The following is a 23715-nucleotide window of genomic DNA, read 5'->3' on the forward strand; positions in this document are numbered from 1 at the left end:
CCCCTTAGAAATAACCTTGACGTTTTTTATCTTCCATCGAGCCTGCGCCATCGTGGTCGATGACCCGGCCCTGGCGCTCGGAAGTTCGCGTCAGGAGCATTTCCTGGATGATGTCCGTCAGGCTTTCGGCCTCGGACTCCACCGCGCCCGTCAACGGGTAGCAGCCAAGGGTACGGAAACGCACTTTCTTCTTGACGATACGGGCCTTGTCTTCGTCGGACAGGTGCTTGAGGATGCGCTCGTCGTCGATCATGATCAGCGTGCCGTTCTTCTCGATCACTTCACGCTCGGCGGCGAAGTACAGCGGCACGATCGGGATGCCTTCGAGGTAGATGTACTGCCAGATGTCCAGCTCGGTCCAGTTCGACAGCGGGAAGACGCGGATCGACTCGCCCTTGTTGACCTTGCCGTTGTAGACGTTCCACAGCTCCGGGCGCTGGTTCTTCGGGTCCCAGCGGTGCTTGCTGTCACGGAACGAGTACACGCGCTCCTTGGCGCGGGATTTCTCTTCATCGCGACGGGCACCGCCGAACGCAGCATCGAAACCATACTTGTCCAAGGCCTGCTTGAGGCCTTCGGTCTTCATGATGTCGGTGTGCTTGGCACTGCCGTGGGTGAACGGGTTGATGCCCTGCGCCACGCCGTCCGGGTTCACATGAGTGATCAGGTCCAGGCCCAATTCCTCGACCATGCGGTCGCGGAACTTGTACATTTCCTGGAATTTCCAGCGGGTGTCGACGTGCATCACCGGAAACGGCAGCTTGCCGGGGAAGAACGCCTTGCGTGCCAGGTGCAGCATCACGGCGGAGTCTTTACCGATGGAGTACAGCATCACCGGGTTATCGAACTCGGCGGCCACCTCGCGGATGATGTGGATGCTTTCCGCCTCCAGCTGTTTCAGATGCGTCAGTTTGTCGACCATGGCTACTCACGAAAACTTTCTTATGAACGGCCAGCGGGCCGTGTTCGAGCGGGGAATCCTAGCACAGCGACCTCTTCTAATCAGGGCGCCAACTAGATCGAAACAGCATATGGATATGCCCAGTGGTTCGGGCCCCGCACCGGTCTTTTTGTGGGAGCGAGCTTGCTCGCGATAGCGGTGTGTCAGCCACATTAATGTCGACTGATCCGCCGCCATCGCGAGCAAGCTCGCTCCCACAGGGGTTAGTTCCCATAGGGTTATAAACAGTCAGATCGGATTCGGGCAATCGATGAAGATGTGTTCCAGGGCAAAGCGTCGCGCCAGGTAGTCACCCAGCGCCTGGACGCCGTAGCGCTCAGTGGCATGATGCCCGGCGGCAATGAAGCTGATGCCGTTCTCCCGGGCGCTGTGGAAGGTCTGCTCCGAGGCCTCGCCGCTGAGGTAAAGGTCGACACCTGCCAGCACCGCCTGATCGATATACCCCTGGCCGCCACCGGTGCACCAGCCGACCCGGCGGATCATCTGCTCGCCTTCGATCAGCAAGGGCTCGCGGCCCAAGGCTTCCTGGACCTTGCGCGCGAAATCCCGGGCCGTCATCGGTTCGGACAGAGAGCCGACCAGGCCGACGATCTTGGGATTATCCGGATCCAGCGGCCCCTCGACGGTGATGTCCAACTGGCGGGCCAACTGCACGTTATTGCCCACTTCGGGGTGCAGGTCCAGGGGCAAGTGGTAAGCCAGCAGGCTGATGTCATGCTTGAGCAACGTCTTGAGACGACGCTGTTTCATACCGGTGATACAAGGGTTCTCGCCCTTCCAGAAATAACCGTGATGCACCAGCACCAGGTCGGCCCCGGCCTCGACAGCCGCATCGAGCAAGGCCTGGCTGGCGGTGACGCCGCTGACGATGCGCATCACCTGGGGCACGCCTTCGACCTGCAGGCCGTTGGGGCAATAATCGGCAATCCGGCTGCTGGCCAGGTAACGGTCCGCTTCTTCTACCAGGGTGTTCAGGGCGACGGCCATGAAAAGACTCCTAAATATCCCGTTCAGAGGCGCGCGCGGCCTCGTATAATGCGCGACATTATGGGCGGTCTCATACCGCCTGCAACCTTTGTAGGACGTGCTTAATGCTCAAGGCGCTGCGTTTTTCCGGCTGGCCGCTATTGGCCGGTGTGCTTGTCGCTCTACTGATTATCCAGCGCTACCCGGAGTGGGTTGGCCTGCCGAGCCTCGACGTCAACCTGCAGCAGGCGCCGCAAACCAAAGCGGTGATGCAGGGGCCGGTGTCCTATGCCGACGCCGTGACCACCGCCGCGCCGGCCGTGGTGAACCTGTACACCACCAAGGTCATCAACAAACCCAGCCATCCGCTGTTCGAAGATCCGCAATTCCGGCGCTTCTTCGGCGACAACTCGCCCAAGCAGAAGCGCATGGAGTCGAGCCTGGGGTCGGGCGTGATCATGAGCCCGGAAGGCTACATCCTGACCAACAACCACGTCACCAGCGGTGCCGACCAAATCGTGGTGGCCCTCAAGGATGGCCGTGAAACCCTGGCCCGGGTGATCGGCAGCGACCCGGAAACCGACCTCGCGGTACTGAAGATCGATCTCAAGAACCTGCCGGCCATCACCATCGGCCGCTCCGACAGCATCCGCATCGGCGACGTGACCCTGGCCATCGGCAACCCGTTCGGCGTTGGCCAGACCGTGACGATGGGCATCATCAGCGCCACCGGGCGCAATCAGTTGGGCCTGAACAACTACGAGGATTTCATCCAGACCGACGCCGCGATCAATCCCGGCAATTCCGGTGGCGCGCTGGTGGATGCCAACGGCAACCTCACCGGGATCAACACGGCGATCTTCTCCAAGTCCGGCGGCAGCCAGGGCATCGGTTTCGCCATTCCGGTGAAACTGGCGATGGAGGTGATGAAATCCATCATCGAACACGGCCAGGTAATCCGCGGTTGGCTGGGGATTGAAGTCCAGCCGCTGACCCAGGAACTGGCGGAATCCTTCGGCTTGTCCGGGCGGCCCGGCATCGTGGTGGCGGGGATCTTCCGCGACGGTCCGGCGCAGAAGGCCGGCCTGCAACTGGGCGATGTGATCCTGAGCATCGATGGCGAACCGGCCGGCGATGGCCGCCGCTCGATGAACCAGGTGGCGCGGATCAAGCCCACCGACAAGGTGACGATCCAGGTCATGCGCAACGGCAAGGAGCTCAAGCTCACCGCCGAAATCGGCCTGCGCCCACCGCCGGCGCCGGTGGCGGTCAAGGAAGAACAATAACCGCGCAGCACCGTGGCGAGGGAGCTTGCTCCCGCTGGGCTGCGAAGCAGACCCAACAGGATTGAATGCAATCGGTCTGGTGTTTTTGAGGTGGCAGGTTTAGGGCTGCTGCGCAGCCCAGCGGGAGCAAGCTCCCTCGCCACAAAAACGGCGTTCGGCTCCACGTTTTCAGAGAAAGATAAATAGCATAAATTCTCATTAGTAGTGTTATATTGTTTCAATCTCAAGGTTTGGAACAACATAACATGTCATCCCTGAAACGGATTTCCATCGCCAGCCTCACCCTGGGCCTGCTCGGCGATCCGACCTACGCCGAAGAAATCCAGCCGCTGGAGCTGGACGCCATCACCGTAACGTCCGACTACGAATCCGCCACCGGGCCTGTCACGGGCTATCGCGCCACCCGCTCCGCCAGTGCAACCAAGACCGACACGGCCCTGCGTGACATCCCGCAATCGATCAGCGTGATTCCCGCCAGCGTGCTCAAGGACCTGGGCAGCACCAACGTCGAACGGGCATTGGAATATGCCGGCGGCGTGTCGAAGCAGAACAACTTCGGTGGCCTGACGCTTTACGAATACAGCGTGCGCGGTTTCACCACCTCGGAGTTCTACAAGGACGGTTTCAGCGCCAACCGCGGTTATCCAAGCACCCCGGACGCCGCGAACATCGAACGCATCGAAGTACTCAAGGGCCCGGCGGCCAGCCTGTATGGCCGAGGCGACCCTGGCGGCACGGTGAACATCGCCACCAAGAAACCGCAACCGGAAGCCTTCACCACGCTGCAAACCAGCGCCGGAAGCTGGGATCGCTACCGAACCGCGCTGGACGTCAACACGCCACTGGACGCCGAAGGCAACGTGCTGTCACGGGTCAATCTGGCGGTCGAGGACAACAATAGCTTTCGCGACCATGTCGGCAGCAAACGTGTTTTCGTTGCGCCTTCCATCAGTTGGCAACTGAGCCCCGATACGCGGTTGCTGGTGGAAAGCGAAATCGTGCGCCACAGCTCGACGTTCGACCGCGGCATCGTCGCTCCGAACAATCGCTGGAGCGGGGTTTCCCGCTCGACTTTCCTGGGCGAGCCCAACGACGGCGACATCGACAACCACAACAACATGCTCCAGGCCGCCCTCGAGCATCAGCTCAACGACGCCTGGCAGTTACGCTTGGCCAGCCACTACAAGCAGGGAGAACTCTGGGGCTTCGCCTCCGAAGCGCGTCCGCTGAACCCCGACGGCCACACCGTGAATCGCCGCTATCGCGAGCGCGACAACAATTGGCACGACAGCATCACCCAACTTGAATTGCGCGGAATGTTCGACCTCGGCCCCTGGCAGCACGAACTGCTGATGGGCACGGAATATGAGGACTATCGCAAGAACGAGCGCGTGACCACCATCAACGGCAGCGCTTATCCCATCGACATTTATCAACCGATTTACGGCCAGCCAAAACCTGATGGCAAACGCACCGGGCCCGATTTTTTCGAACATGTACAAAGCCGCGCGCTGAACCTGCAGGACCAGATCGTCTTCACCGACAAGCTGCGGGGCATGCTCGGCGTGCGTTACGAGCATTTCGAGCAGAGCATCGACGACCACAACACCCATCTCACCCGCCACCAACGCCACGACGCCCTGACGCAACGGGCCGGCCTGCTGTATCAGTTGACGCCCGAGGTCGGCCTGTTCGCCAACGCCTCCACCTCGTTCAAGCCCAACAACGGCCTGGATGCCGGCGGCAAGACTTTCAATCCCGAGGAAGGGGTCGGCTATGAAGTGGGGATCAAGAGCGAGTTGTTCGACGATCGCCTGAGCACCACCCTGGCGGCGTTCCATATCGAGAAGGAAAACGTCCTGAGCCCGGTCGCCGGCACCGACTTCAGCCGCGCCATCGGCAAGGCCCGCAGCCAGGGTATCGACTTGCAACTGACCGGGCAGGTGACCGACGCCGTGCGGGTGATCGGCGCCTATGCCTACATCGACGCCGAAGTGACCAAGGGTGACCCGGGGAATCCCACCGGCAGCCGGATCCTCGGCGTCGCCAAACACAGCGGCAGCCTACTGGGGGTCTACGAATTCCAGGATGGGCACCTGCGCGGCTCGGATGTTGGCGCGGCGTTCACGTACGTCGGTGATCGCTCGGGCGAAGCCGGCAAGGATTTCGAACTGCCGGCCTACCACACCGTGGACCTGCTGGCCCATTACAAGGCCAGCGATGACGTCACCGTGGGCCTGAACCTGAATAACGTCTTCGACGAAAAATACTACGAACGCTCCTACAGCAATTACTGGGTCACTCCCGGCGATCCGCGCAACTTCACTGTCAGCCTCACCCTCGATCTATAAGGAAGTCAGCATGAAATACCCCAAGACCTTCGCCCTGCTTGGCCTGCTCCTGGCCGCGCAGGCCTCAGCCCATGGCCTGTGGACCGAACAGCGTCGCGGCAACATCGAAGTGATCTACGGCCACGGTGCCGAAGACAATGCCTTCAAGGCGCAGAAAATCAGCGGTGCCTGGGCCTATGACCTGGGCGGCAAGATGATTCCGGTCACCGTAGAACGCCTGCCGGACCACGCCCGCCTGCAACCGCTCAAGCCGCCAGCCGTATTGGCGGTGGCGCTGGACAACGGCATGTGGTCCCAGACGGCGGACAAGAAGTGGATCAACGAAGGCCGCAGCAAAGTGCCCGGGGCGGTCGAAGCGACCCAGACGTTCAAGTACAGCCTGGCGATCTATGAGCCTGGGGCGAAACTGCCAGCGCTGGAACCGATCAAGTTCGTGATCCTGCCGGAAGTCGACCCGCTGACCGTAGGCCCAGGCCAGCCATTGCCGGTCCGGGTGCTGCTGGACGGCAAACCGGCGGCCGGGGTGAAACTGGTGGGCGACTACCGCAGCGCGCCGAACACCGTCTCGACGGAAACCGACGCAGAGGGCCGGGCCAAGGTACTGGTGCGCAACGAAGGCCTGAATGTGATCGCGGCGCACATGGAAATCAAGCTCAAGGACAACAAGGACGTGGACACCCGTGGCGTGTTCACCTCGCTGACGTTCCTGGGTGAGCCGCATCACGAGTAACCTCAGAACCTATGGGAGCAAGGTTGACTGACACGATGCCATCGCGAGCAAGCTCGCTCCCACAGGGGATTGGCGGGGACCACACTTTTGTGAACACCCGCAGCCTAGTGTGGGAGCGAGCTTGCTCGCGAAAGCGGTGGGTCAGTTTGCATGAATGTTGGATGACACGCCCCTTTCGCGAGCAAGCCCGCTCCCACAAGGGATGGTGGGTGTACGAGAAATTTGAATACACCTGTAATCCACTGTGGGAGCGAGCCTGCTCCGGGCGGCGATCCGACGATGGGGCCAATACAAGCGCCGCAAAACTCAAGCCGGCGTCAAGCACTCCGGCCCATTGAGCTTCGGATCATTGACCATGTTGGCCAACACCCGCTCGCGCAGTGGCGCCGGCTCGCTGGCCAACAGCCCTTGCAAGGCATGCAGCGGGGTCTCGGGGTCGAGCCACAGGCGCTGGCCTTCTTCGTCCAGGATCAACGGCCGGCGTTGACCCGCCGCCGGTTGGGTGATTACCGCCGTGCTCAACCACACCTGTTCCTGCACCGGATACGCTTCCCAGATCGCGGCAAAAAACAACGACGAGCCCTCTCCCGGCGTCAGCCAGTACGGACGCTTGCGCGTGCCCCCGCGCCACTCGTAGAAGCCGTTGGCCGGCAGCAGGCAGCGGCGCAGGCGCAAGGCCTCGCGGAACATCGGTTGCTCGGCCACGGTTTCGGCCCGGGCATGGGCCGGGGTGCGGGACAGGTCGGTCAGCCACGGCGGCGTCAGGCCCCAGCGCGCCCGGGCCAGCTCGCGCTGCCCCTCGGCGCCGGCCCGCAGCATCAGCACCGAATCGTTGGGCGAAATATTCCATTGGGCCTTCTGATCGGCGGGAAAACCGGGCAGGGCCGCGAAGGCGGGGTTCCAGCGAAACAGGGCATAACGTCCACACATGGGGCAACACGACTCTTGATCGAACGAACGACCGCCAGCCTAACAGACCAGCGTGCCGGGATAACTGTCCGGTTCGTCACCCGGCAGCGGCAGCGCCGCATTGTACGCGGCGATCAACTCCCGGGCGTATTGCGCCTGGTCGTCTTCCACCGCCAGCCCGAGCAATCCATGCATCGGCAACTCCCCCACGCCGCCGACCAGGTCACGCCCCACCAGGTGCGCGGTGACGCCTTCGCTGGCGAGCATGCCTTGCAGCAACTCACCTTCCATCAAGTTGTCCAGCTCGTAGATTCGCTGCATGGGCGCCCCCTTCACTCGTTTTCGCTGAAGACTTCGAGATGCCACTCTTCTTCATGGACTTGCAGTACAAAGGTGATCGGCCGACAACACACCTGACAGTCCTCGATGTAGGTCTGGTCACCGCCGGACAGGTCCACGGTTGTCTCTATTTCCTCCCCACAATAGGGACAATCATAACTAGCCTCTTCCAGCATCGCGGTCTCCCAAGTGACTTGTGCGTATAATCGCCGGTCTATTTGCAGGGCTATTTTCGTCTGGCTTATCTTCCAGGCCGTGCCCCGTCGTTTTTTCGATCGAACCTTTACTTACCCTAGCCGTTTCCAACAAGAGAGCATGATGGGCGAATTCGATGCCATCCGACCTTACGACGACAGCGAAGTCCCAGCGGTGCTGGCACGGCTGCTCGGCGACAAGGCGTTTCTAGATATCCTCACCCACTTCCGCTTCCCACGCCTGGCCGGCGCCTTCGGCTGGATGCTCAAACCCCTTATAGCGCAAAGATTGCGCCGTGAGTTCGCCGGTGTGACCTCGGTCGCTACGTTGCAGGACAAGGTGGAGTTCTACGTCGACCACACCATCGAGCGCGCCACCGATGGCGTGACCTACACCGGGGTGGAGCAATTCAAGTCCGGCAGTGCCTACCTATTCATCGCCAACCACCGCGATATCGTGATGGACCCGGCCTTCGTCAATTACGCCGTGTACCACGCCGGCCTGCCGACGCCGCGCATCGCCATTGGCGACAACCTGCTGCAAAAGCCCTTTGTCAGCGACCTGATGCGCCTGAACAAGAGTTTCATCGTGCACCGCTCCATCACCGGGCGGCGGGAAAAAATGGCGGCGTACCAGTTGCTGTCGGCGTATATCAACCATTCGATCCGCAACGACTGCGCCTCGATCTGGATCGCCCAAGCCGAAGGGCGGGCCAAGGACGGTGACGACCGGACCGAATCGGCGATCCTCAAGATGTTCCACATGAGCCGCAAGGACGAGCCGTTCGGTGAGGTGATCCAGTCACTGAACCTCACGCCGGTATCGATCAGCTACGAATACGACCCGTGCGACCAGGCCAAGGCCCGCGAGTTGTACATCCGCGCCACCACCGGCACCTACACCAAGGCCCCGGGCGAAGACGACGTGAGCATCGCCAAGGGCATCACCGGCTACAAGGGCCGGGTCCATGTGAACTTCGCGGCGCCCATCACCGAGCTGTTCGAGGACACCAAGCAATTGGCCCTGGAAATGGACCGGCAGATTCTCGGCGGCTATCGGCTGTTCCCGGTGCATTACCTGGCCTACGCCCAATGGGCCGACGCCGACCCGCAGTTGCAGGTGCCGACGGCGGCCGAGGTGTTTGGTGCTGATGAGTTGGCCAAGGCCCAGGAAGAATGGCAACGCCGACTGGACGCATGCCCGCCGGAACACCGACCGTTCCTGGTGCTGCAATATGCGACGCCGGTGCGTAACCAGTATCGGGTCAAGGCCGGGTTGGCGCTTTAAAGCCGGGCTTGCGAGGGCCTGGTTTGGCCTCTGTGGCGAGGGAGCTTGCTCCCGCTCGATTGCGCAGCAATCGCAAAACGGGCTTGCAGTGATTTGAGTTGACCTTCGACGGGGGCTGCTTCGCAGCCCAGCGGGAGCAAGCTCCCTCGCCACAAAAGCACTTTTGCCAGGCAACCCTCATTTGCCCTGCAAACACTTTTGCAAAGCGATCCTCGATTGCCTTGCAAGGCTACTGCGTTAGAACTGCGTGCTGATCCACGACACCAGCAACGCCAGCGCCAGGCAGCCGAAGCCAAACCGGTAGAAAAACCGGTTCATGCGCTGGGTGGCCAGGTCCAGCAATGCTTCGAAGCGTTCCTCGCCATTGCCACTGCGTGCTTGCAGGCAGGCCCGCGCCCGTTGTTCCCGGCGACGCGTCGCATGCAGCACCCAGCCGCCCGGGCAGGCAAACAGCAGCGCGAGCAGGTTGATCAGTTTGGCGGGGTGGGCGGCGAACAGCGAAAACAGATGCGACGACATCACGAACCTCAAGGGAAAAACGGACAGGACATGCCCGTGGCCTACGAACAGGGCGCGGATTCTACCGAAAGCCTGTCGCCCTGCGCCGTTTTTTCCGACCAGTAACGATCCCATCGCGGCGCTGGGTTCCTTTGTGGCGAGGGAGCCAAGATTAATTTCCCCCGTCACCGTTTCGTCATCTGATTAGGCCACCCTGTCGCCCTTCAAACCTTCACGGAACCCGTCATGCTGCACGCCGAAAACCAGGATCGCCTCTATCTCATCAGCCCGAGCGACGAACAACAGAACCTCGTCGACAGCTTGTCCTTCAATGTGCAGGACCGCCATTGGCTGGTGTATTGCGCCCTCGGCGGCCATCCACACGCCGACCTGCCGGAGACAGACCTGCTGACCGGGATCAGCGTGCTGGAGTTCTATTCCCAGGCAGCCTGAGAATTTCGCCCATAAAAAACCCCTGTGGGAGCGAGCTTGCTCGCGATGGCGGTGGATCAGCCAATATAAAAAGTGGTTGAAATTCCGCTATCGCGAGCAAGCTCGCTCCCACAGGGGATAGGGGGTTGTTACTTACTCAGCCAGCACCTGGCCGATGGTCGGGTCCTTGAACAGCCGGGTCAGGGCATCGCTCAAGACATCGCTGACCAGCTTGGTATTGGTGTCCTGGTTCGGCGCCATGCCGAAGCGCTGGTCCAGGGACGCACCGTAGCGACCGCTGTAGCGCCGGTTGGCGTTCTGCACGTCGGAGCGGAAGGTCGCGCCGATGGTGGCTTCGGTCACGTACATGCCTTCCTTGGGCGATTGGTACTTGAGCTCGGCCAAGGTCACGGTCAGTTGCGGTGCATTCAAGGCATTGGCGGTCGGCGTGAAGCCCAGCAGACGTACTGCGGCTTCAGCCTGGGCCTGCAACTTGGGCAGGATCTGCGCGCCCTGCACCGTGATCACGCTGGTTTCCGGGTACAACCCGCCGCGGGTGCCGAGTGTCGGCGACGGACGACCGTCCACGACCCGCACCACCACCGGCTGGCCACGCCCCACAGGGGCCAGTTGGGCATTGAGCTTGGGCTCCGGGTTAAGTTGTTGCGGGCTGTGGGCGCAGCCGACAAGGGTCAGACTGGTCACAGCGATCAAACCGAACAACAGGCGTTGCAACATGCTCTTCTCTCCAGAATCGGGCACAAACAGGCCGGCAGTATAGCGGTGCGCCATCGCGGTGAACTAGTGGCCTGTACGGTTAATTCGAGTACTCAAATTCGAGTGCCAGGGCTTGCCAGGCAAGGCGCCATGACGAGTCGTAGCCCGCTACGGCGAGGAATGGCAACGCAGGCTGGCAAGTTCTGGCGCCGAAGTTGAGTGCACGAATTAGCCACACAGGCCACTAAGACTTGCGATGGATACTGAAATGTCTGACACGAGCCGTGATTGGCGGTTCCTGTCACCCCATTGTCACGATCCTTACACCGGTATGTCATGGCTCGCTGTCAGGCTTGCTTCAAGCTTCCTGACCCGGTATCCGCTCATGCGCTTCCTCATTTCGCTGTTCACCCCGCGCCCTCATCACCGCAGCTTCGCCCTGCTCGATCGCAACGGCCGTTGCCAGGCGTTCAAGCAGTGCAGCCTGCAACCCATGGGCGAAGGCTGGGTGGAAATCGATGAGATCCGTCTCAACTGGTTGCACCAGCCATTGCCCGCCAGCGCCCGCGTGCAACCGCTTCGTGCCCGCGCACGCAACCGGCAACTGTTGACCATCTGACCGGACGGCTAATAAAAGTCATTAAACACGACCATTTCCCTGCGTTTCTTCGATACAATCTCCCCCCGATTATAAGGACGTCTCCTGATCGGGCCGCGCAACACCGCTGATGCGCTGGTATTGGCACCCCGCACCGCCCACAGAGAGCCGCCCACACAGATCGAGTGAAGCTGGCGCGCTTGCTGTTCCTCCAGGCAAATCACCACTTTTCGCGAATCTGCAGAGCTGTCATTACGCTCGGTCACTGAGCTGTCTGCCCGTTTTGCCTGTCATGTATTCCATGGGGGCAACCAAACCGGGCGCAGTGCCAGGCTGGGACAGCCCTTTTTTGAGGTTCACGTCTTCAAAAGAGCGTGAAAAAACGGGTTTTCACAACTTCACGAGAGTGTGGCGAGCAAATGAAGAGTTTTGCGTCTGAACAAGCACCATTGGCGTCTGAAACAGCCCAACGACACAGGACCGGATATCGCTCAAGAACCGGCGCCTGAAGCCTGTCCGCTACGGATTTGGTTGCACGAACGGATGTCTCGGCCATAAGTCGAATTGCCCGCCCGGCGCTTAAATGAGTTCATGTGACTCTTGAGGCCAGGCTGCATGCATCCGCAGTAGGTGCGAAAAATTGCGAAGATTCGGACATGGCGATCCTGGCCATGGATCACTGGGGCGCAACTGACCTGCCCCGCCACTCCTGGCCGCTATGCCGACAATTTGGTGCTGCAGATTTTGGAGACGCGTTAAATGGCGCATAACGAAGCAGTCGATGTAGTTCTGGTAGGGGCCGGCATCATGAGTGCCACCCTGGCCGTGCTGCTCAAGGAGCTCGACCCCGCGATCTCGCTGGAAGTCGTCGAGCTGATGGATTCCGGTGCCGCGGAGAGTTCCAACCCGTGGAACAACGCCGGTACCGGCCATGCCGGGCTGTGTGAGCTCAACTACACGCCCCAGGCGGCCGACGGCACTGTCGACATCAAGAAAGCCGTGCACATCAACACCCAGTTCGAGGTGTCGAAACAGTTCTGGACGTACCTGACCAAAAAAGGCACGTTCGGCTCCTCCAAGTCTTTCATCGCCCCGGTGCCACACCTGAGCTTCGTGCAAGGCGAGAAAGGCGTGGCGTTCCTGAAGAAGCGTTTCGAGTTGATGCACCAGCATCACGCCTTCGCCGACATGGAATACACCGAAGACAAGGCCAAGATGGCCGAGTGGATGCCGTTGATGATGCCTGGCCGGCCAGACGATGAAGTCATCGCCGCCACCCGTGTCATGAACGGTACCGACGTCAATTTCGGCGCGCTGACCAACCAATTGCTCAAGCACCTGACCAGCGCCCCGGACACCCAAGTCAAATACTGCAAGCGCGTTACCGGGCTCAAGCGCAACGGCAGCGGCTGGACCGTGAGCATCAAGGACGTCAATTCCGGCAGCACCCGCGAAGTCGACGCCAAGTTTGTATTCCTCGGTGCCGGCGGCGCGGCGCTGCCGCTGCTGCAAGCCTCGGGCATCGAGGAAAGCAAGGGCTTCGGCGGCTTCCCGGTCAGCGGCCAGTGGCTGCGTTGCGACAACCCGGAAGTGGTCAAGCACCACCAGGCCAAGGTCTACAGCCAGGCCGCGGTGGGTTCGCCGCCCATGTCGGTGCCGCACCTGGACACCCGCGTGGTCGACGGCAAGAAATCCCTGCTGTTCGGACCCTACGCCGGTTTCACCACCAAGTTCCTCAAGCACGGCTCGATCATGGACTTGCCGCTGTCGGTACGTGCCGGCAACATCGGCCCGATGCTGGCCGTGGCCCGGGACAACATGGACCTGACCAAGTACTTGATCAGCGAAGTGATGCAATCCATGGAACAGCGCCTGGAATCCCTGCGCCGCTTCTACCCCGAGGCGAAAGCCGAAGACTGGCGCCTGGAAGTGGCCGGCCAACGGGTACAGATCATCAAGAAAGACCCGAAGAAAGGTGGCGTCCTGCAATTCGGTACCGAACTGGTGGCAGCCAAGGACGGCACCCTCGCCGCCCTGCTCGGCGCATCGCCGGGTGCATCGGTGACCGTGTCGATCATGTTGGAACTGATCGAGCGCTGCTTCCCGGACAAGTCCAAGGGCGAGTGGGCTAGCAAGCTCGCGGAGATCTTTCCGGCACGGGAAAAAGTGCTGGAAACCGACGCGGCGCTGTATCGCAAGATCAATGCGCAGAACAACATTGCGTTGGAGTTGGTCGAAGACAGCAAGGCGCACAGTTACGCCTGATACCTTGCCGTCAATATAAAAAGCCTCCCGTGCAAAACGGGAGGCTTTTTATTTTCCGCGGCGTTATTTCATGGTGAATTTGATGCGTGTTCCGCCGTTACGAACATAGTCGTCATCATCTTCTACATCAATCAATTGAGCGACACAATAATCCGTCGGCTCCGCGTTGACCCAGCGACGAAAAGGCATTGCCCCTTCGCTGATCGGTCTTCGTGCGACATGTCCAAAACTGAAATGGCAGATGCGACTGTCTTGCGTGTAGCTAAAAGCCTCTTCCTTGGAGCGTGACTGAGGCAGGTAGTACGTCAGCTCCTGGCTCTCACTCGGACTTATCCAAAAGTTGTGGCCCGAACCGGCCCAATAATTAGTCCAACTAAAGCCGCTCCCAGGAACAATATCGTCTGCCGTGGCATTGTGAATCTCGACATTGACAACTTCATCCCGCGCACAGGCCGCGGAACTTGCCAGACACGCCGCCAAGGACAGCAGCACGCCGGCGATACACTTTTTTTGATCTTCCATGACCAATACAACTCCATTAAGACACTGACGTAAAAGCCTCTTGGCTTCGAACGCAAAGGTAATGGAATTTCAAATAAAACAGAACAGCCCGAATGGTGACATAACCTTTCAGAGCGCTGTAAAAAAGAAAAAGTTAGTTGCATACAAGCGGAATATTCAACGCTCCGAAGAGCGTTGATTCAGCCGCGCGCCTTGTTGATCAACGCGATGTACTCTTCGGCATTTCGCTGATCCTTGATCAGCGCAACGAAATCGTTGCCGTGCTCATCCTTGCCGTTGAGGTCATGGCCGGCCTCGACGAAGAACGTCAGGAAGCGCTCGAAATCGTCGACCCGCAGGCCACGGTAGGCCTTGATCAGTTTGTGCAACGACGGCGAAGTGGCATCGACCGGTTCGAAATCGAGGAACAGCTTGATCTGCTCATCGCCAATTTCGTCGCCAATCACTTGTTTCTTGTCTTTACGCATTGCCGGCTCCAACTCGCACAATTCACGGGGCGGGCAGTTTACCCCCGGCAGGCCCCGGGGCTCAACGCGGGCGTTCGGCGCCGGTGTGCAGGTCGGCCCAGATATGGCCGTTGGCGTAAGTGAGGAACTGCACATAGACCGTGTTGTTGCGCAACAGATCGATGACCACCCGGTACTGGGCCTGTGGATAAGACAGCGTCAGGGTCTTGCTCGCCTCGTCGAAGGCCGGTTTTTTCAGGCTTTTGCTTTCGCCGTCGAAGTTGAGGATCACCTGGCTGACGGTCGCTCCTTTGTTCAAGGGCTTGCCCTTGAGACGGACCAGCAGGGGCGAAGTGACCGGGATCGGTTGCTGGTTGGACTGGCGCTGGTTACCCAGCACCACCGAATATTCGGTCACTTGCAGCAACTGCTGCTGTTCAGGTTGTTCCTGGCGCACCACCAGGTCATCCGGTGGCAGGAACTGGCTGTGCATCGGCGCGGCCACGGCCGTCAAAGGCAGACTGGCGATCAACAACAAAATGGCGCAACGGCGGATCGATACACGCATGGCAAGCTCCAGGGTCTTGGCCGGGCACTCTAGCATGAGCACCGACGGTAAAAATAAGCGATCCGGATCAATACATCCGGGCAGCGGGCGCGGCATACTCAAAGAGCCATCAGCGTCGATCTCACTGGCGCATGCCTGTGTGGCGAGGGAGCTTGCTCCCGCTGGGTGGCGCAGCCGCCCCAACAACAGGCGACTGCGATTCCCCTGGCAAACCGCGTCGACCCGTTTTACGACGGCTGCGCCGCCGAGCGGGAGCAAGCTCCCTCGCCACAGGGATCGTTGTTCGGCAGGTCCAGATGTAACGCCCGTTCATTTTGTGTGGAGTGCCCATGTCCTTCTCCGCCCCACCGCTGTTCGCCGCCTGGCGCCAAACCTGGCGGGCCGGTTACACCCTCGAACGCCTGCGCGGCGATCTGGTGGCCGGGCTGACCGTCGGCATCATCGCCATCCCCCTGGCCATGGCCCTGGCGATTGCCGTCGGCGTGCCGCCGCAGCACGGCCTGTACACGGTGTTGGTGGCAGCGCCGCTGATCGCCCTCACCGGCGGCTCACGCTTCAACGTGAGCGGGCCGACAGCGGCGTTCGTGGTCATCCTGCTGCCCATCACCCAGCAATACGGCCTGGGCGGCCTCTTGTTGTGCACCATGCTCGCCGGCCTGATCCTGATCGCCCTGGGCCTGATCCGCGCCGGCCGCTTGATCCAGTACATTCCCTACCCGGTCATCCTCGGTTTCACCGCGGGCATTGGCGTGGTCATTGCTACCCTGCAACTGAAGGACCTGCTGGGGCTGACCACCGCAGGCCAAGCCAAACACTACATCGAACAACTGGGGGAATTGATCGTGGCGCTGCCCGGTGCCCGTCTCGGCGATGGGCTCATCGGCGCCGCGTGCCTGGCGGTACTGATTGCCTGGCCGCGCTGGGTGCCCCGGGTGCCCGGGCATCTGGTGGCCCTGCTGGTGGGTACGCTGCTGGGGCTGGCGATGGAACGCGGCGGATGGCCGATCGCGACGCTGGGCGAACGGTTCAGCTACGTTGTCGATGGCATCGCTCACCCGGGCATTCCGCCCTTTCTACCGAGCTTCGACTGGCCCTGGAACCTGCCGGACGGCCAGGGGCATCGGTTGATCCTGTCCTATGACCTGATCCGCCAACTGCTGGCGCCCGCCTTTGCCATCGCCATGCTCGGCGCCATCGAATCCTTGTTGTGCGCGGTGGTGGCGGATGGCATGACCGGCAGCAAGCACGACCCCAACGCCGAGCTGCTGGGCCAGGGCCTGGGCAATTTGGTGGCGCCGCTGTTCGGTGGCATCACCGCCACCGCCGCCATTGCCCGCAGCGCCACCAATGTGCGCAGCGGCGCCTCTTCACCGCTGGCCGCGATCATCCACAGCCTCGTGGTGCTGGTGGCGATTGTGCTGCTGGCGCCGCTGTTCAGTTACTTGCCCATGGCCGCACTGGCCGCGCTGTTGGTGATGGTCGCCTGGAACATGAGCGAAGCCGGGCATGTGCTGCACACCCTGCGCATCGCCCCGCGCAGCGACGTACTGGTGCTGCTGACCTGCCTGGGCCTGACGGTGCTGTTCGACATGGTCCTGGCCGTCGCCGTCGGCCTGCTGCTCGCCGCCGGGCTGTTCATCAAGCGCATGAGCGAACTGACCGACAGTGCCGAACTGCCGCGCCACTTCCACCAGGCCCTGCTGGACATGCCCGAACATGTACGCTGCTACGGGATTCGTGGGCCGCTGTTCTTCGGCGCGGCGGAAAAGGCCCTGGATGTGCTGCGCCGGTTCGACCCGGGCGTTCGTGTAGTGGTCGTGGACATGAGCGCCGTGCCGATGCTGGACATGACCGCCCTGGCCGCGCTGGAAAATATCCTGAAGGATTACCGCAAGCACGGCATCGGCCTGATCCTGGTCGCGACCGCGCCCCGGGTACGCCTGAAATTGCGACGCGCCGGCATTCATCGCGAACAGCGGCAATTGGCGTATGTGCAGACTTTGGAGCAAGCGCGGGTCAAAAGCGAAAAATGGCTGGCTGCTGGCAGCACGGCCCATGCAAGACTGGCTTGATCGGTGGTCAGAGATTGCACGCACCAAGGGCGGATACGCCAACAACTGTGGGAGCGAGCTTGCTCGCGATGACGTCGGCACGTTCGACATCCAAGTAATCTGACACTCCGCTATCGCGAGCAAGCTCGCTCCCACCCAAGCGGGAGCAAGCTCCCTCGCCACAAAAGCAGGTGCTAGTCGAACTGGGCGCGCATCCAGGCGTGGTATTGCGCCACGCCGGCCTCGCCTTCGCGGGGCGCCCAGTGAGCCAGTTCGCCCTCGCCCACGGGCCGGTAAGGGCCGGCCTTGCATTCGAACATCAGGCTGTCGGCTTCCAGCACCACCAAGCCGTGATACACGCCAGCCGGCAAGTCGACACCGAGGCAATCGCCGCCGGCCTGCAGGATGCGCTTGTCCACCACCGCACCGGCCTCGTCAAAAATCAACACCCCCAATCGGCCCTTGAGCACCAGCAAGGTTTCCGCCTTGTCGGCGCTCAGGTGACGGTGCGGCGGGATGTAGGTCGAAGGCTGCAGCCCCACCGCCATGCGATGGCACGGCTCATCCATCCCATGGAAATTATGGTGCTGCCGCCCGCGAGGATTGGCCGCGGCTTTCTCGGCCAACTCATCGAACAGCGCTTGTTCCAGAAAGCTTGGCCGAGTCATCGATTACATGCCCTTGACGGCGAAGATGCCATTGGCGTTGCGCCAGTAACCTTTGTAGTCCATGCCGTAGCCGAAGATGTAGCGGTCGATGCACGGCAGGCCGACGAAATCGGCTTTCAAGTCCGGCCGCGCCTTGCGGTCATGGTCCTTGTCGATCAGCACGGCGGTGTGCACGGCACGGGCGCCGGCGTGTTTGCAGAAGTCGATGATCGCGCCCAGGGTGTGCCCTTCGTCGAGGATGTCGTCGATGATCAGCACGTCGCGGTCGATGAACGAGACTTCTGGCTTGGCTTTCCAGAACAAGTCACCACCGCTGGTTTCGTTGCGATAACGAGTGGCGTGCAGGTAGGACGCTTCCAGGGGGAAGTTCAGGTAGGTCAACAGCTTGCCGGAGAAAATCAGCCCGCCGTTCATCACGCAGAACACCACCGGATTGGCATCGGCCAGTTGCTCGTTGATTTGCGCACCGACACGGGCGATGGCCGCTTCGACTTCGGCTTCGGTGTACAGGCAGTCAGCCTCTCGCATGATTTGACGGATATGCTCGAGATCAGCGGACATGGCGCTCTCCAAGGGGCAGGGTTCGGAAAAGCCGGCAAAGGTACGCATCCCGCCCGGCCAGATCAAGCGTTTGTGGACTAACGTTCTGTATTGTCTATAGGACAACACCCTCGGATAGATTAATCTAGGCCGGTTTTTTTGCCCGCCGCCGGAGCCTTCCCCATGCCCATCCTCGAGATCCGCCACCCGCTGATCAGACACAAACTCGGCCTGATGCGCCGCGCCGACATCAGCACGAAGAACTTCCGTGAACTGGCCCAGGAAGTCGGTGCCCTGCTCACCTACGAAGCCACCAAGGACCTGCCGCTGGAATCCTATGACATCGACGGTTGGGCCGGGACGGTCCAGGTCGAGAAAATCGCTGGCAAGAAAATCACCGTGGTGCCGATCCTGCGCGCCGGCATCGGCATGCTCGAGGGCGTCCTGAGCCTGATCCCCGGGGCCAAGGTCAGCGCCGTGGGCGTGGCTCGCAACGAGCAGACCCTGCAAGCGCACACCTACCTGGAAAAACTGGTGCCGGAAATCGACGAGCGCCTGGCGATGATCATCGACCCGATGCTCGCCACTGGCAGCTCCATGGTCGCCACCATCGACCTGCTGAAAAAAGCCGGCTGCCGGGACATCCGCGCCATGGTGCTGGTCGCGGCCCCCGAAGGCATCAAGGCCGTGCAGGACGCCCACCCGGATGTGACCATCTACACCGCGTCCATCGACCAGAAACTCAACGAACATGGCTACATCATCCCGGGCCTGGGCGATGCCGGCGACAAGATCTTCGGCACCAAGCAGAAGGACGCTTGAGCATGCAAGACGAGTTCAACGATCCGCTCTGGCGCCAGATCCTGTCCGGTGCCCAGATGCTGTTCGTCGCCTTCGGCGCGCTGGTATTGATGCCGCTGATCACCGGGCTGGACCCTAACGTGGCGCTGTTCACCGCCGGCCTGGGAACGATCCTGTTCCAGGTCGTCACTGGGCGCCAGGTACCGGTGTTCCTGGCCTCGAGCTTTGCCTTCATCACCCCGATCATCCTCGCCAAGGGCCAGTTCGGCCTGGCCGCGACCATGGGCGGCGTGATGGCGGCGGGTTTCGTCTACACCTTCTTGGGCCTGGCGGTGAAGATCAAGGGCACCGGGTTCATCGATCGGCTGCTGCCGCCGGTGGTGATTGGCCCGGTGATCATCTCCATCGGCCTGGCCATGGCGCCGATTGCCGCCAACATGGCGATGGGCAAGGCCGGCGACGGCACCGAGCTGATTCATTATCAGACCGCGATGATGATTTCGATGCCGGCCCTGCTCACGACCTTGATCGTCGCGGTGTTCGGCAAAGGTATTTTCCGCCTGGTGCCGATCATTTCCGGCGTGCTGGTGGGCTTTGCCATGGCGTTTTTCTTCGGCGTCGTGGATACCGCGAAAATCGCCGCCGCGCCATGGTTCGCCCTGCCGGCCTTCACCGCGCCGGAGTTCAACTGGCAGGCGATCCTGTTCATCGTGCCGGTCGCCCTGGCACCGGCCATCGAGCACATCGGTGGGGTGATTGCCGTGGGCAGCGTGACCGGTCGCGACTACCTGAAAAAACCCGGCCTGCATCGCACGTTGCTAGGTGACGGCATTGCCACCACCGCCGCCGGCCTGTTCGGCGGCCCGCCCAACACCACCTACGCCGAAGTGACCGGCGCGGTGATGCTGACCAAGAACTACAACCCGAAGATCATGACCTGGGCGGCGATCTTTGCCATCAGCCTGGCGTTCATCGGCAAATTCGGCGCGCTGCTGCAAAGCATTCCGGTGCCGGTGATGGGCGGGATCCTGTGCCTGTTGTTCGGTTCGATTGCGGCGGTGGGCATGAACACGCTGATCCGCCACAAGATCGACCTGGGCGAGGCACGCAACCTGGTGATCGTTTCGGTGACGCTGGTGTTCGGCATCGGCGGCGTGCTGGTGGGCACCGGCACCGGCCCGGACGACTTCGGCCTCAAAGGCATCGCGCTGTGCGCGGTGGTGGCGATCGCGCTGAACCTGCTGCTGCCGGGTAATGACGGTTGGAAGCAAAAGAAGGTGGATGAGCCGCTGATCTGACTCAAGCTTGAAGGCTTTGTTGTCAGTCAGATAGCCATCGCGAGCAAGCTCGCTCCCACAAGGGGATCTGTTGTGAACACAAATTTTGTGACCACTCGAGATCCACTGTGGGAGCGAGCTTGCTCGCGATGAGGCCCTAGAACCTCACAAAGCTATCGGCGCCCGTTCACAGAGGGTGCTCAACGCCTTCGCCCACTGCGGCTCATCATTGAGGCAAGGCACCAGCACCAACTCCTCCCCTCCCGCTTCGCGGAACTGCTCGCGGCCGCGATCGCCGATTTCCTCCAGGGTTTCAATGCAGTCGGCGACGAACGCCGGGCACATCACCAACACTTTCTTCACGCCGCTTTTAGCCAGTTCTTCCAGGCGCGCCTCGGTGTAGGGTTCGATCCACTTGGCCCGTCCCAAGCGCGACTGGAACGACACCGACCATTTGCCGTCAGCCAGCCCCATGCGTTGGGCGAACAGTTCGGCGGTGCGGATGCATTGCGCGCGATAACAGGTTGCCATCACCTCCGGCGGCGCGTTCTTGCAGCAATCAGCATCCTTGAAGCAATGGAACCCCGTTGGGTCGAGCTTGGTCAGGTGCCGTTCCGGCAGGCCGTGGAAACTCAACAACAGATGATCGTGTTCCTGCATCAGGTACGGCTTGGCGCTGGTCACCAGGGCGTCGAGGTATTCCGGCTGATCGTAGAACGGCTGGAGGATCGAAAACTGCACATCGAGTTTCTTTTCCCGCACGACCCGCTTGGCCTCCTCGATCACCGTGGTCACGGTGCTGTCGGCGAACTGCGGGTACAACGGCGCCAAGGTGATCTTCTTGTGTCCCTGGCTCGCCAGCCGCACGAGCGCCGATTCAATGGACGGCTCGCCATAACGCATCGCCAGTTCCACCGGACCCTGGGTCCACTGCGCGGTCATGGCCTGTTGCAGCCGGCGACTGAGCACCACCAGCGGCGAACCCTCCTCCCACCAGATCGAGGCGTAGGCATGGGCCGACTGCTCGGGACGCTTGATCAGGATCAGCGATACCAGCAAGCGCCGCACCGGCCATGGCAGGTCGATGACATACGGATCCATCAGGAATTGATTGAGGTAGCGGCGCACATCGGCCACCGAGGTGGAGGCAGGCGAACCCAGATTCACCAGAAGCAACGCGTGATCGGTCATGCAACGTCCTATTTCAAAGGCGGCTGGACAAGTCTTCCAGGGCCGCAGGCAAATCAGTGAACCGGAATGTGAAACCCGCCGCCTGCAATCGGGCCGGCGTGGCGCGCTGGCCGCCGAGCAACAGCAAGGACAACTCCCCCAGCGTGACCTTCAGCGCAAGCTCCGGCATCGGCACCACGGCCGGCCGATGCAAGACGCGCCCCAGGGCCTTGGCAAAATCGCGGTTGCGCACCGGGTTCGGCGCGCACGCATTATAAGGACCGCTGGCATCGGTGCGGTGCAGAAGAAAATCAATCAGGGCGATTTGATCGTCAATGTGAACCCACGGCATCCACTGCCGACCATTGCCGATACGCCCGCCCAACGCCAGTTTGAACGGCAGCAACAACCGCGACAAAAAGCCGCCCTCGGCAGACAGGACCAGGCCGGTACGCACCAGCACCACGCGCAGGCCCAAGGCCTCGGCCCGTTGCGCGGTTTCTTCCCAGGCGATGCACAACTGGCTGGCGAAATCTTCGCTCACCGGTCCCGACTCCTCGGTCAATTCACGCTCGCCACCGTCGCCGTACCAACCCACCGCGGAACCGGAAATCAACACCTGCGGTTTCTGCTCGCAACGCTCCAGCCACGCCAGCAAAACTTCGGTCAACGTGATGCGACTGCTCCACAACAACATCTTGCGTTTGTGGCTCCAGGGACGGTCGGCAATCGGCGCCCCCGCAAGGTTGACCACTGCATCCACCGGCTCGTCAATTTCGTCCAGCCTGGCAATACCTCGCACCGATGTCCCGCAGATTTTTGCCACCTCTTCGGGTCGGCGACTCCATACCGTCAAGCGATGTCCCTGCTGCAACCAGAGGCGGCAGAGCTGACGTCCGATCAAACCAGTACCGCCGGTCAGCAATATGTGCATGAGATGTTCCTCGCATCGCGTTTTACCCGGCCCATTAGTCTATTTTTATAGGTAGGGATTTTTCGTATCGGACAGGGTCTGTGTTTAACAATAGGACAACCTGTCCAAACGCGAACGGTAAAACTTATACCAAAAACCCAGATTGTACAGGTTTAAACGACGGCGTAGTCTGTACAGAAAGGTAAACGAGGCCCTCATGACTGTACCTATCGCAATCATCGGCACCGGCATCGCCGGACTTTCAGCCGCCCAGGCCCTGACGGAGGCCGGGCATGTCGTTCAACTCTTCGATAAAAGCCATGGCAGTGGCGGACGCATGTCGAGCAAGCGCAGCGATGCCGGCGCGCTGGACATGGGCGCGCAATACTTCACCGCCCGTGACCGCCGCTTTGTCACGGAGGTCCAGCGCTGGCAAGCCAACGGCTGGGCCGCGGAATGGAACCCGCAGCTCTACAACTTCCAGAATGGACAACTGAGCCCATCGCCGGACGAGCAGACCCGCTGGGTCGGCACCCCGCGCATGAGCGCCATCACCCGCGCTTTGCTCGACAAGTTGCAAGTGCAGTTTTCCTGCCGGATCACCGAGGTGTACCGCGGCCAGGAACATTGGCATCTGCAGGACGCGGAAGGTTTCACCCATGGCCCCTTTGGCCAAGTGGTGATTGCCACACCCGCGCCCCAGGCCACCGCATTGCTGGCGGCCGTACCGAAACTGGCCGCGGTGGCCGCCGGCGTGAAGATGGACCCGACCTGGGCCGTGGCGCTGGCTTTCGAAGCACCGCTGGATACGCCCATGGAGGGCTGCTTCGTGCAGGACAGTCCGCTGGATTGGCTGGCACGCAACCGCAGCAAACCGGGACGCGACAGCAAGCTCGACACTTGGGTGCTGCACGCCACCAGCGACTGGAGCCGGCAGCACATCGACCTGTCCAAGGAAGCGGTGATCGAACACCTGCACGGCGCGTTCGCTGAACTGCTGCACAGTGCGATGCCCGCCCCGAGCTTCAGCGTGGCCCATCGCTGGCTCTACGCCCGCCCCGCCGGCAGCCATGAATGGGGCGCCCTGGCCGATGCCGACCTGGGCCTGTATGTATGCGGCGACTGGTGCCTGTCCGGCCGGGTCGAAGGCGCATGGCTCAGCGGCCAGGAGGCAGCACGCCGCCTGCATGCCAGCCTGCAGTAAGATCGCGCGTTAACGCTCATC

Annotated in this window: 25 protein-coding genes; 11 read left to right on the plus strand and 14 right to left on the minus strand. The window is 61.4% G+C overall.

The window, feature by feature from the left end; translation table 11 throughout:
- Positions 1-4: 4 nt before the first annotated feature.
- Together cysD and ACLH0I_RS24540 are read right to left on the minus strand one after the other, a co-directional pair.
- Positions 5-922 (minus strand): sulfate adenylyltransferase subunit CysD, encoded by a 918-nt coding sequence (cysD, locus tag ACLH0I_RS24535; RefSeq protein ID WP_411385611.1) that lies wholly within the window; start codon positions 920-922, stop codon positions 5-7.
- 267 nt (positions 923-1189) lie between these two features.
- A complete protein-coding gene (locus tag ACLH0I_RS24540; protein WP_411385612.1) occupies positions 1190-1948 on the minus strand; it encodes a Nif3-like dinuclear metal center hexameric protein in 759 nt (252 codons plus the stop codon).
- Positions 1949-2052: 104 nt separating this feature from the next.
- Here ACLH0I_RS24540 and algW point away from each other — a divergent pair, with 104 nt between their 5' ends.
- The 3 genes from algW (at position 2053) to ACLH0I_RS24555 (ending at position 6294) form a co-directional block, all read left to right on the plus strand.
- Positions 2053-3213: a Do family serine endopeptidase AlgW gene (gene algW, locus ACLH0I_RS24545; RefSeq protein ID WP_411385613.1), complete on the plus strand. Its 1161-nt coding sequence runs from the start codon at positions 2053-2055 to the stop codon at positions 3211-3213.
- Positions 3214-3458: 245 nt separating this feature from the next.
- Positions 3459-5564 (plus strand): TonB-dependent siderophore receptor, encoded by a 2106-nt coding sequence (locus ACLH0I_RS24550; RefSeq protein ID WP_411385614.1) that lies wholly within the window; start codon positions 3459-3461, stop codon positions 5562-5564.
- Between the two features lie 10 nt (positions 5565-5574).
- On the plus strand, positions 5575-6294 hold the full coding sequence (locus ACLH0I_RS24555; protein WP_250964052.1) for a DUF4198 domain-containing protein: 720 nt from the start codon (positions 5575-5577) through the stop codon (positions 6292-6294).
- 306 nt (positions 6295-6600) lie between these two features.
- On the opposite strand, the gene ACLH0I_RS24560 is transcribed toward ACLH0I_RS24555, so the two are convergent.
- The 3 genes from ACLH0I_RS24560 to ACLH0I_RS24570 are packed head-to-tail and all read right to left on the minus strand — an operon-like array spanning position 6601 to position 7718.
- The gene (locus ACLH0I_RS24560; protein ID WP_207964445.1) at positions 6601-7224 is read right to left on the minus strand and encodes an SOS response-associated peptidase; all 624 of its coding nucleotides are present in this window, start codon (positions 7222-7224) and stop codon (positions 6601-6603) included.
- Between the two features lie 39 nt (positions 7225-7263).
- A complete protein-coding gene (locus ACLH0I_RS24565; protein ID WP_186705031.1) occupies positions 7264-7524 on the minus strand; it encodes a putative signal transducing protein in 261 nt (86 codons plus the stop codon).
- 11 nt (positions 7525-7535) lie between these two features.
- Positions 7536-7718 carry a CPXCG motif-containing cysteine-rich protein gene (locus tag ACLH0I_RS24570; RefSeq protein WP_250964054.1) on the minus strand — a complete coding sequence of 61 codons (183 nt, stop codon included), beginning with the start codon at positions 7716-7718 and terminating at the stop codon, positions 7536-7538.
- 139 nt (positions 7719-7857) lie between these two features.
- Between ACLH0I_RS24570 and ACLH0I_RS24575 the strand changes: the two genes are divergently transcribed.
- Positions 7858-9024, plus strand: a complete 1167-nt coding sequence (locus ACLH0I_RS24575) for a 1-acyl-sn-glycerol-3-phosphate acyltransferase (RefSeq protein ID WP_060740673.1) — start codon at positions 7858-7860, stop codon at positions 9022-9024.
- A 237-nt stretch (positions 9025-9261) separates the two neighbouring features.
- Here ACLH0I_RS24575 and ACLH0I_RS24580 read toward each other — a convergent pair whose 3' ends face one another.
- Positions 9262-9543, minus strand: coding sequence for a hypothetical protein (locus ACLH0I_RS24580; protein WP_411385615.1), 282 nt, complete (start codon positions 9541-9543; stop codon positions 9262-9264).
- Positions 9544-9768: 225 nt separating this feature from the next.
- Between ACLH0I_RS24580 and ACLH0I_RS24585 the strand changes: the two genes are divergently transcribed.
- Positions 9769-9975 (plus strand): hypothetical protein, encoded by a 207-nt coding sequence (locus ACLH0I_RS24585; protein ID WP_058544127.1) that lies wholly within the window; start codon positions 9769-9771, stop codon positions 9973-9975.
- A gap of 132 nt (positions 9976-10107) precedes the next feature.
- Here the strand turns inward: ACLH0I_RS24585 and ACLH0I_RS24590 are convergent, their stop codons facing one another.
- Positions 10108-10692 (minus strand): YajG family lipoprotein, encoded by a 585-nt coding sequence (locus ACLH0I_RS24590; RefSeq protein WP_003205489.1) that lies wholly within the window; start codon positions 10690-10692, stop codon positions 10108-10110.
- 364 nt (positions 10693-11056) lie between these two features.
- On the opposite strand from ACLH0I_RS24590, the gene ACLH0I_RS24595 reads away from it, so the two are divergent.
- Positions 11057-11290, plus strand: a complete 234-nt coding sequence (locus ACLH0I_RS24595) for a hypothetical protein (protein ID WP_014340171.1) — start codon at positions 11057-11059, stop codon at positions 11288-11290.
- 738 nt (positions 11291-12028) lie between these two features.
- On the plus strand, positions 12029-13534 hold the full coding sequence (mqo, locus tag ACLH0I_RS24600) for a malate dehydrogenase (quinone) (RefSeq protein ID WP_411385616.1): 1506 nt from the start codon (positions 12029-12031) through the stop codon (positions 13532-13534).
- Between the two features lie 63 nt (positions 13535-13597).
- Here the strand turns inward: mqo and ACLH0I_RS24605 are convergent, their stop codons facing one another.
- From ACLH0I_RS24605 to ACLH0I_RS24615, 3 genes are all read right to left on the minus strand, one after another.
- A complete protein-coding gene (locus tag ACLH0I_RS24605; RefSeq protein ID WP_411385617.1) occupies positions 13598-14056 on the minus strand; it encodes a hypothetical protein in 459 nt (152 codons plus the stop codon).
- Between the two features lie 179 nt (positions 14057-14235).
- Positions 14236-14523: a PA4642 family protein gene (locus tag ACLH0I_RS24610; protein ID WP_411385618.1), complete on the minus strand. Its 288-nt coding sequence runs from the start codon at positions 14521-14523 to the stop codon at positions 14236-14238.
- 61 nt (positions 14524-14584) lie between these two features.
- A complete protein-coding gene (locus ACLH0I_RS24615) occupies positions 14585-15070 on the minus strand; it encodes a hypothetical protein (protein WP_411385619.1) in 486 nt (161 codons plus the stop codon).
- Positions 15071-15399: 329 nt separating this feature from the next.
- Here ACLH0I_RS24615 and dauA point away from each other — a divergent pair, with 329 nt between their 5' ends.
- The gene (gene dauA, locus ACLH0I_RS24620) at positions 15400-17142 is read left to right on the plus strand and encodes a C4-dicarboxylic acid transporter DauA (protein ID WP_411385620.1); all 1743 of its coding nucleotides are present in this window, start codon (positions 15400-15402) and stop codon (positions 17140-17142) included.
- A 173-nt stretch (positions 17143-17315) separates the two neighbouring features.
- Here dauA and ACLH0I_RS24625 read toward each other — a convergent pair whose 3' ends face one another.
- Together ACLH0I_RS24625 and ACLH0I_RS24630 are read right to left on the minus strand one after the other, a co-directional pair.
- A complete protein-coding gene (locus ACLH0I_RS24625; RefSeq protein WP_250964062.1) occupies positions 17316-17789 on the minus strand; it encodes a WbuC family cupin fold metalloprotein in 474 nt (157 codons plus the stop codon).
- A 3-nt stretch (positions 17790-17792) separates the two neighbouring features.
- The gene (locus tag ACLH0I_RS24630; protein WP_053125250.1) at positions 17793-18350 is read right to left on the minus strand and encodes a hypoxanthine-guanine phosphoribosyltransferase; all 558 of its coding nucleotides are present in this window, start codon (positions 18348-18350) and stop codon (positions 17793-17795) included.
- 162 nt (positions 18351-18512) lie between these two features.
- On the opposite strand from ACLH0I_RS24630, the gene upp reads away from it, so the two are divergent.
- Both upp and ACLH0I_RS24640 read left to right on the plus strand, forming a co-directional pair.
- Positions 18513-19151 (plus strand): uracil phosphoribosyltransferase, encoded by a 639-nt coding sequence (gene upp / locus ACLH0I_RS24635; RefSeq protein ID WP_186705021.1) that lies wholly within the window; start codon positions 18513-18515, stop codon positions 19149-19151.
- Between the two features lie 2 nt (positions 19152-19153).
- Positions 19154-20428: a uracil-xanthine permease family protein gene (locus tag ACLH0I_RS24640; protein WP_411385621.1), complete on the plus strand. Its 1275-nt coding sequence runs from the start codon at positions 19154-19156 to the stop codon at positions 20426-20428.
- A gap of 144 nt (positions 20429-20572) precedes the next feature.
- On the opposite strand, the gene hemH is transcribed toward ACLH0I_RS24640, so the two are convergent.
- Together hemH and ACLH0I_RS24650 are read right to left on the minus strand one after the other, a co-directional pair.
- Complete coding sequence (gene hemH, locus ACLH0I_RS24645) at positions 20573-21598, minus strand: ferrochelatase (protein ID WP_411385622.1); 1026 nt, start codon at positions 21596-21598, stop codon at positions 20573-20575.
- Positions 21599-21611: 13 nt separating this feature from the next.
- A complete protein-coding gene (locus ACLH0I_RS24650) occupies positions 21612-22511 on the minus strand; it encodes a TIGR01777 family oxidoreductase (protein WP_411385623.1) in 900 nt (299 codons plus the stop codon).
- A gap of 196 nt (positions 22512-22707) precedes the next feature.
- Between ACLH0I_RS24650 and ACLH0I_RS24655 the strand changes: the two genes are divergently transcribed.
- The gene (locus ACLH0I_RS24655) at positions 22708-23694 is read left to right on the plus strand and encodes an NAD(P)/FAD-dependent oxidoreductase (RefSeq protein WP_186705017.1); all 987 of its coding nucleotides are present in this window, start codon (positions 22708-22710) and stop codon (positions 23692-23694) included.
- The last annotated feature ends 21 nt before the right edge of the window (positions 23695-23715 follow it).

Origin of the sequence: Pseudomonas sp. MPB03 (assembly GCF_046605385.1) — a bacterium.
GTDB classification, from domain to species: Bacteria; Pseudomonadota; Gammaproteobacteria; order Pseudomonadales; family Pseudomonadaceae; genus Aquipseudomonas; species Aquipseudomonas zanjanensis.

What these genes read in the sequence shown, in the direction of transcription:
- cysD (WP_411385611.1), bottom strand. Translation starts at nt 922, where the DNA reads ATGGTCGACAAACTGACGCATCTGAAACAGCTGGAGGCGGAAAGCATC.
- ACLH0I_RS24540 (WP_411385612.1), bottom strand. Translation starts at nt 1,948, where the DNA reads ATGGCCGTCGCCCTGAACACCCTGGTAGAAGAAGCGGACCGTTACCTG.
- algW (WP_411385613.1), top strand. Translation starts at nt 2,053, where the DNA reads ATGCTCAAGGCGCTGCGTTTTTCCGGCTGGCCGCTATTGGCCGGTGTG.
- ACLH0I_RS24550 (WP_411385614.1), top strand. Translation starts at nt 3,459, where the DNA reads ATGTCATCCCTGAAACGGATTTCCATCGCCAGCCTCACCCTGGGCCTG.
- ACLH0I_RS24555 (WP_250964052.1), top strand. Translation starts at nt 5,575, where the DNA reads ATGAAATACCCCAAGACCTTCGCCCTGCTTGGCCTGCTCCTGGCCGCG.
- ACLH0I_RS24560 (WP_207964445.1), bottom strand. Translation starts at nt 7,224, where the DNA reads ATGTGTGGACGTTATGCCCTGTTTCGCTGGAACCCCGCCTTCGCGGCC.
- ACLH0I_RS24565 (WP_186705031.1), bottom strand. Translation starts at nt 7,524, where the DNA reads ATGCAGCGAATCTACGAGCTGGACAACTTGATGGAAGGTGAGTTGCTG.
- ACLH0I_RS24570 (WP_250964054.1), bottom strand. Translation starts at nt 7,718, where the DNA reads ATGCTGGAAGAGGCTAGTTATGATTGTCCCTATTGTGGGGAGGAAATA.
- ACLH0I_RS24575 (WP_060740673.1), top strand. Translation starts at nt 7,858, where the DNA reads ATGATGGGCGAATTCGATGCCATCCGACCTTACGACGACAGCGAAGTC.
- ACLH0I_RS24580 (WP_411385615.1), bottom strand. Translation starts at nt 9,543, where the DNA reads ATGTCGTCGCATCTGTTTTCGCTGTTCGCCGCCCACCCCGCCAAACTG.
- ACLH0I_RS24585 (WP_058544127.1), top strand. Translation starts at nt 9,769, where the DNA reads ATGCTGCACGCCGAAAACCAGGATCGCCTCTATCTCATCAGCCCGAGC.
- ACLH0I_RS24590 (WP_003205489.1), bottom strand. Translation starts at nt 10,692, where the DNA reads ATGTTGCAACGCCTGTTGTTCGGTTTGATCGCTGTGACCAGTCTGACC.
- ACLH0I_RS24595 (WP_014340171.1), top strand. Translation starts at nt 11,057, where the DNA reads ATGCGCTTCCTCATTTCGCTGTTCACCCCGCGCCCTCATCACCGCAGC.
- mqo (WP_411385616.1), top strand. Translation starts at nt 12,029, where the DNA reads ATGGCGCATAACGAAGCAGTCGATGTAGTTCTGGTAGGGGCCGGCATC.
- ACLH0I_RS24605 (WP_411385617.1), bottom strand. Translation starts at nt 14,056, where the DNA reads ATGGAAGATCAAAAAAAGTGTATCGCCGGCGTGCTGCTGTCCTTGGCG.
- ACLH0I_RS24610 (WP_411385618.1), bottom strand. Translation starts at nt 14,523, where the DNA reads ATGCGTAAAGACAAGAAACAAGTGATTGGCGACGAAATTGGCGATGAG.
- ACLH0I_RS24615 (WP_411385619.1), bottom strand. Translation starts at nt 15,070, where the DNA reads ATGCGTGTATCGATCCGCCGTTGCGCCATTTTGTTGTTGATCGCCAGT.
- dauA (WP_411385620.1), top strand. Translation starts at nt 15,400, where the DNA reads ATGTCCTTCTCCGCCCCACCGCTGTTCGCCGCCTGGCGCCAAACCTGG.
- ACLH0I_RS24625 (WP_250964062.1), bottom strand. Translation starts at nt 17,789, where the DNA reads ATGACTCGGCCAAGCTTTCTGGAACAAGCGCTGTTCGATGAGTTGGCC.
- ACLH0I_RS24630 (WP_053125250.1), bottom strand. Translation starts at nt 18,350, where the DNA reads ATGTCCGCTGATCTCGAGCATATCCGTCAAATCATGCGAGAGGCTGAC.
- upp (WP_186705021.1), top strand. Translation starts at nt 18,513, where the DNA reads ATGCCCATCCTCGAGATCCGCCACCCGCTGATCAGACACAAACTCGGC.
- ACLH0I_RS24640 (WP_411385621.1), top strand. Translation starts at nt 19,154, where the DNA reads ATGCAAGACGAGTTCAACGATCCGCTCTGGCGCCAGATCCTGTCCGGT.
- hemH (WP_411385622.1), bottom strand. Translation starts at nt 21,598, where the DNA reads ATGACCGATCACGCGTTGCTTCTGGTGAATCTGGGTTCGCCTGCCTCC.
- ACLH0I_RS24650 (WP_411385623.1), bottom strand. Translation starts at nt 22,511, where the DNA reads ATGCACATATTGCTGACCGGCGGTACTGGTTTGATCGGACGTCAGCTC.
- ACLH0I_RS24655 (WP_186705017.1), top strand. Translation starts at nt 22,708, where the DNA reads ATGACTGTACCTATCGCAATCATCGGCACCGGCATCGCCGGACTTTCA.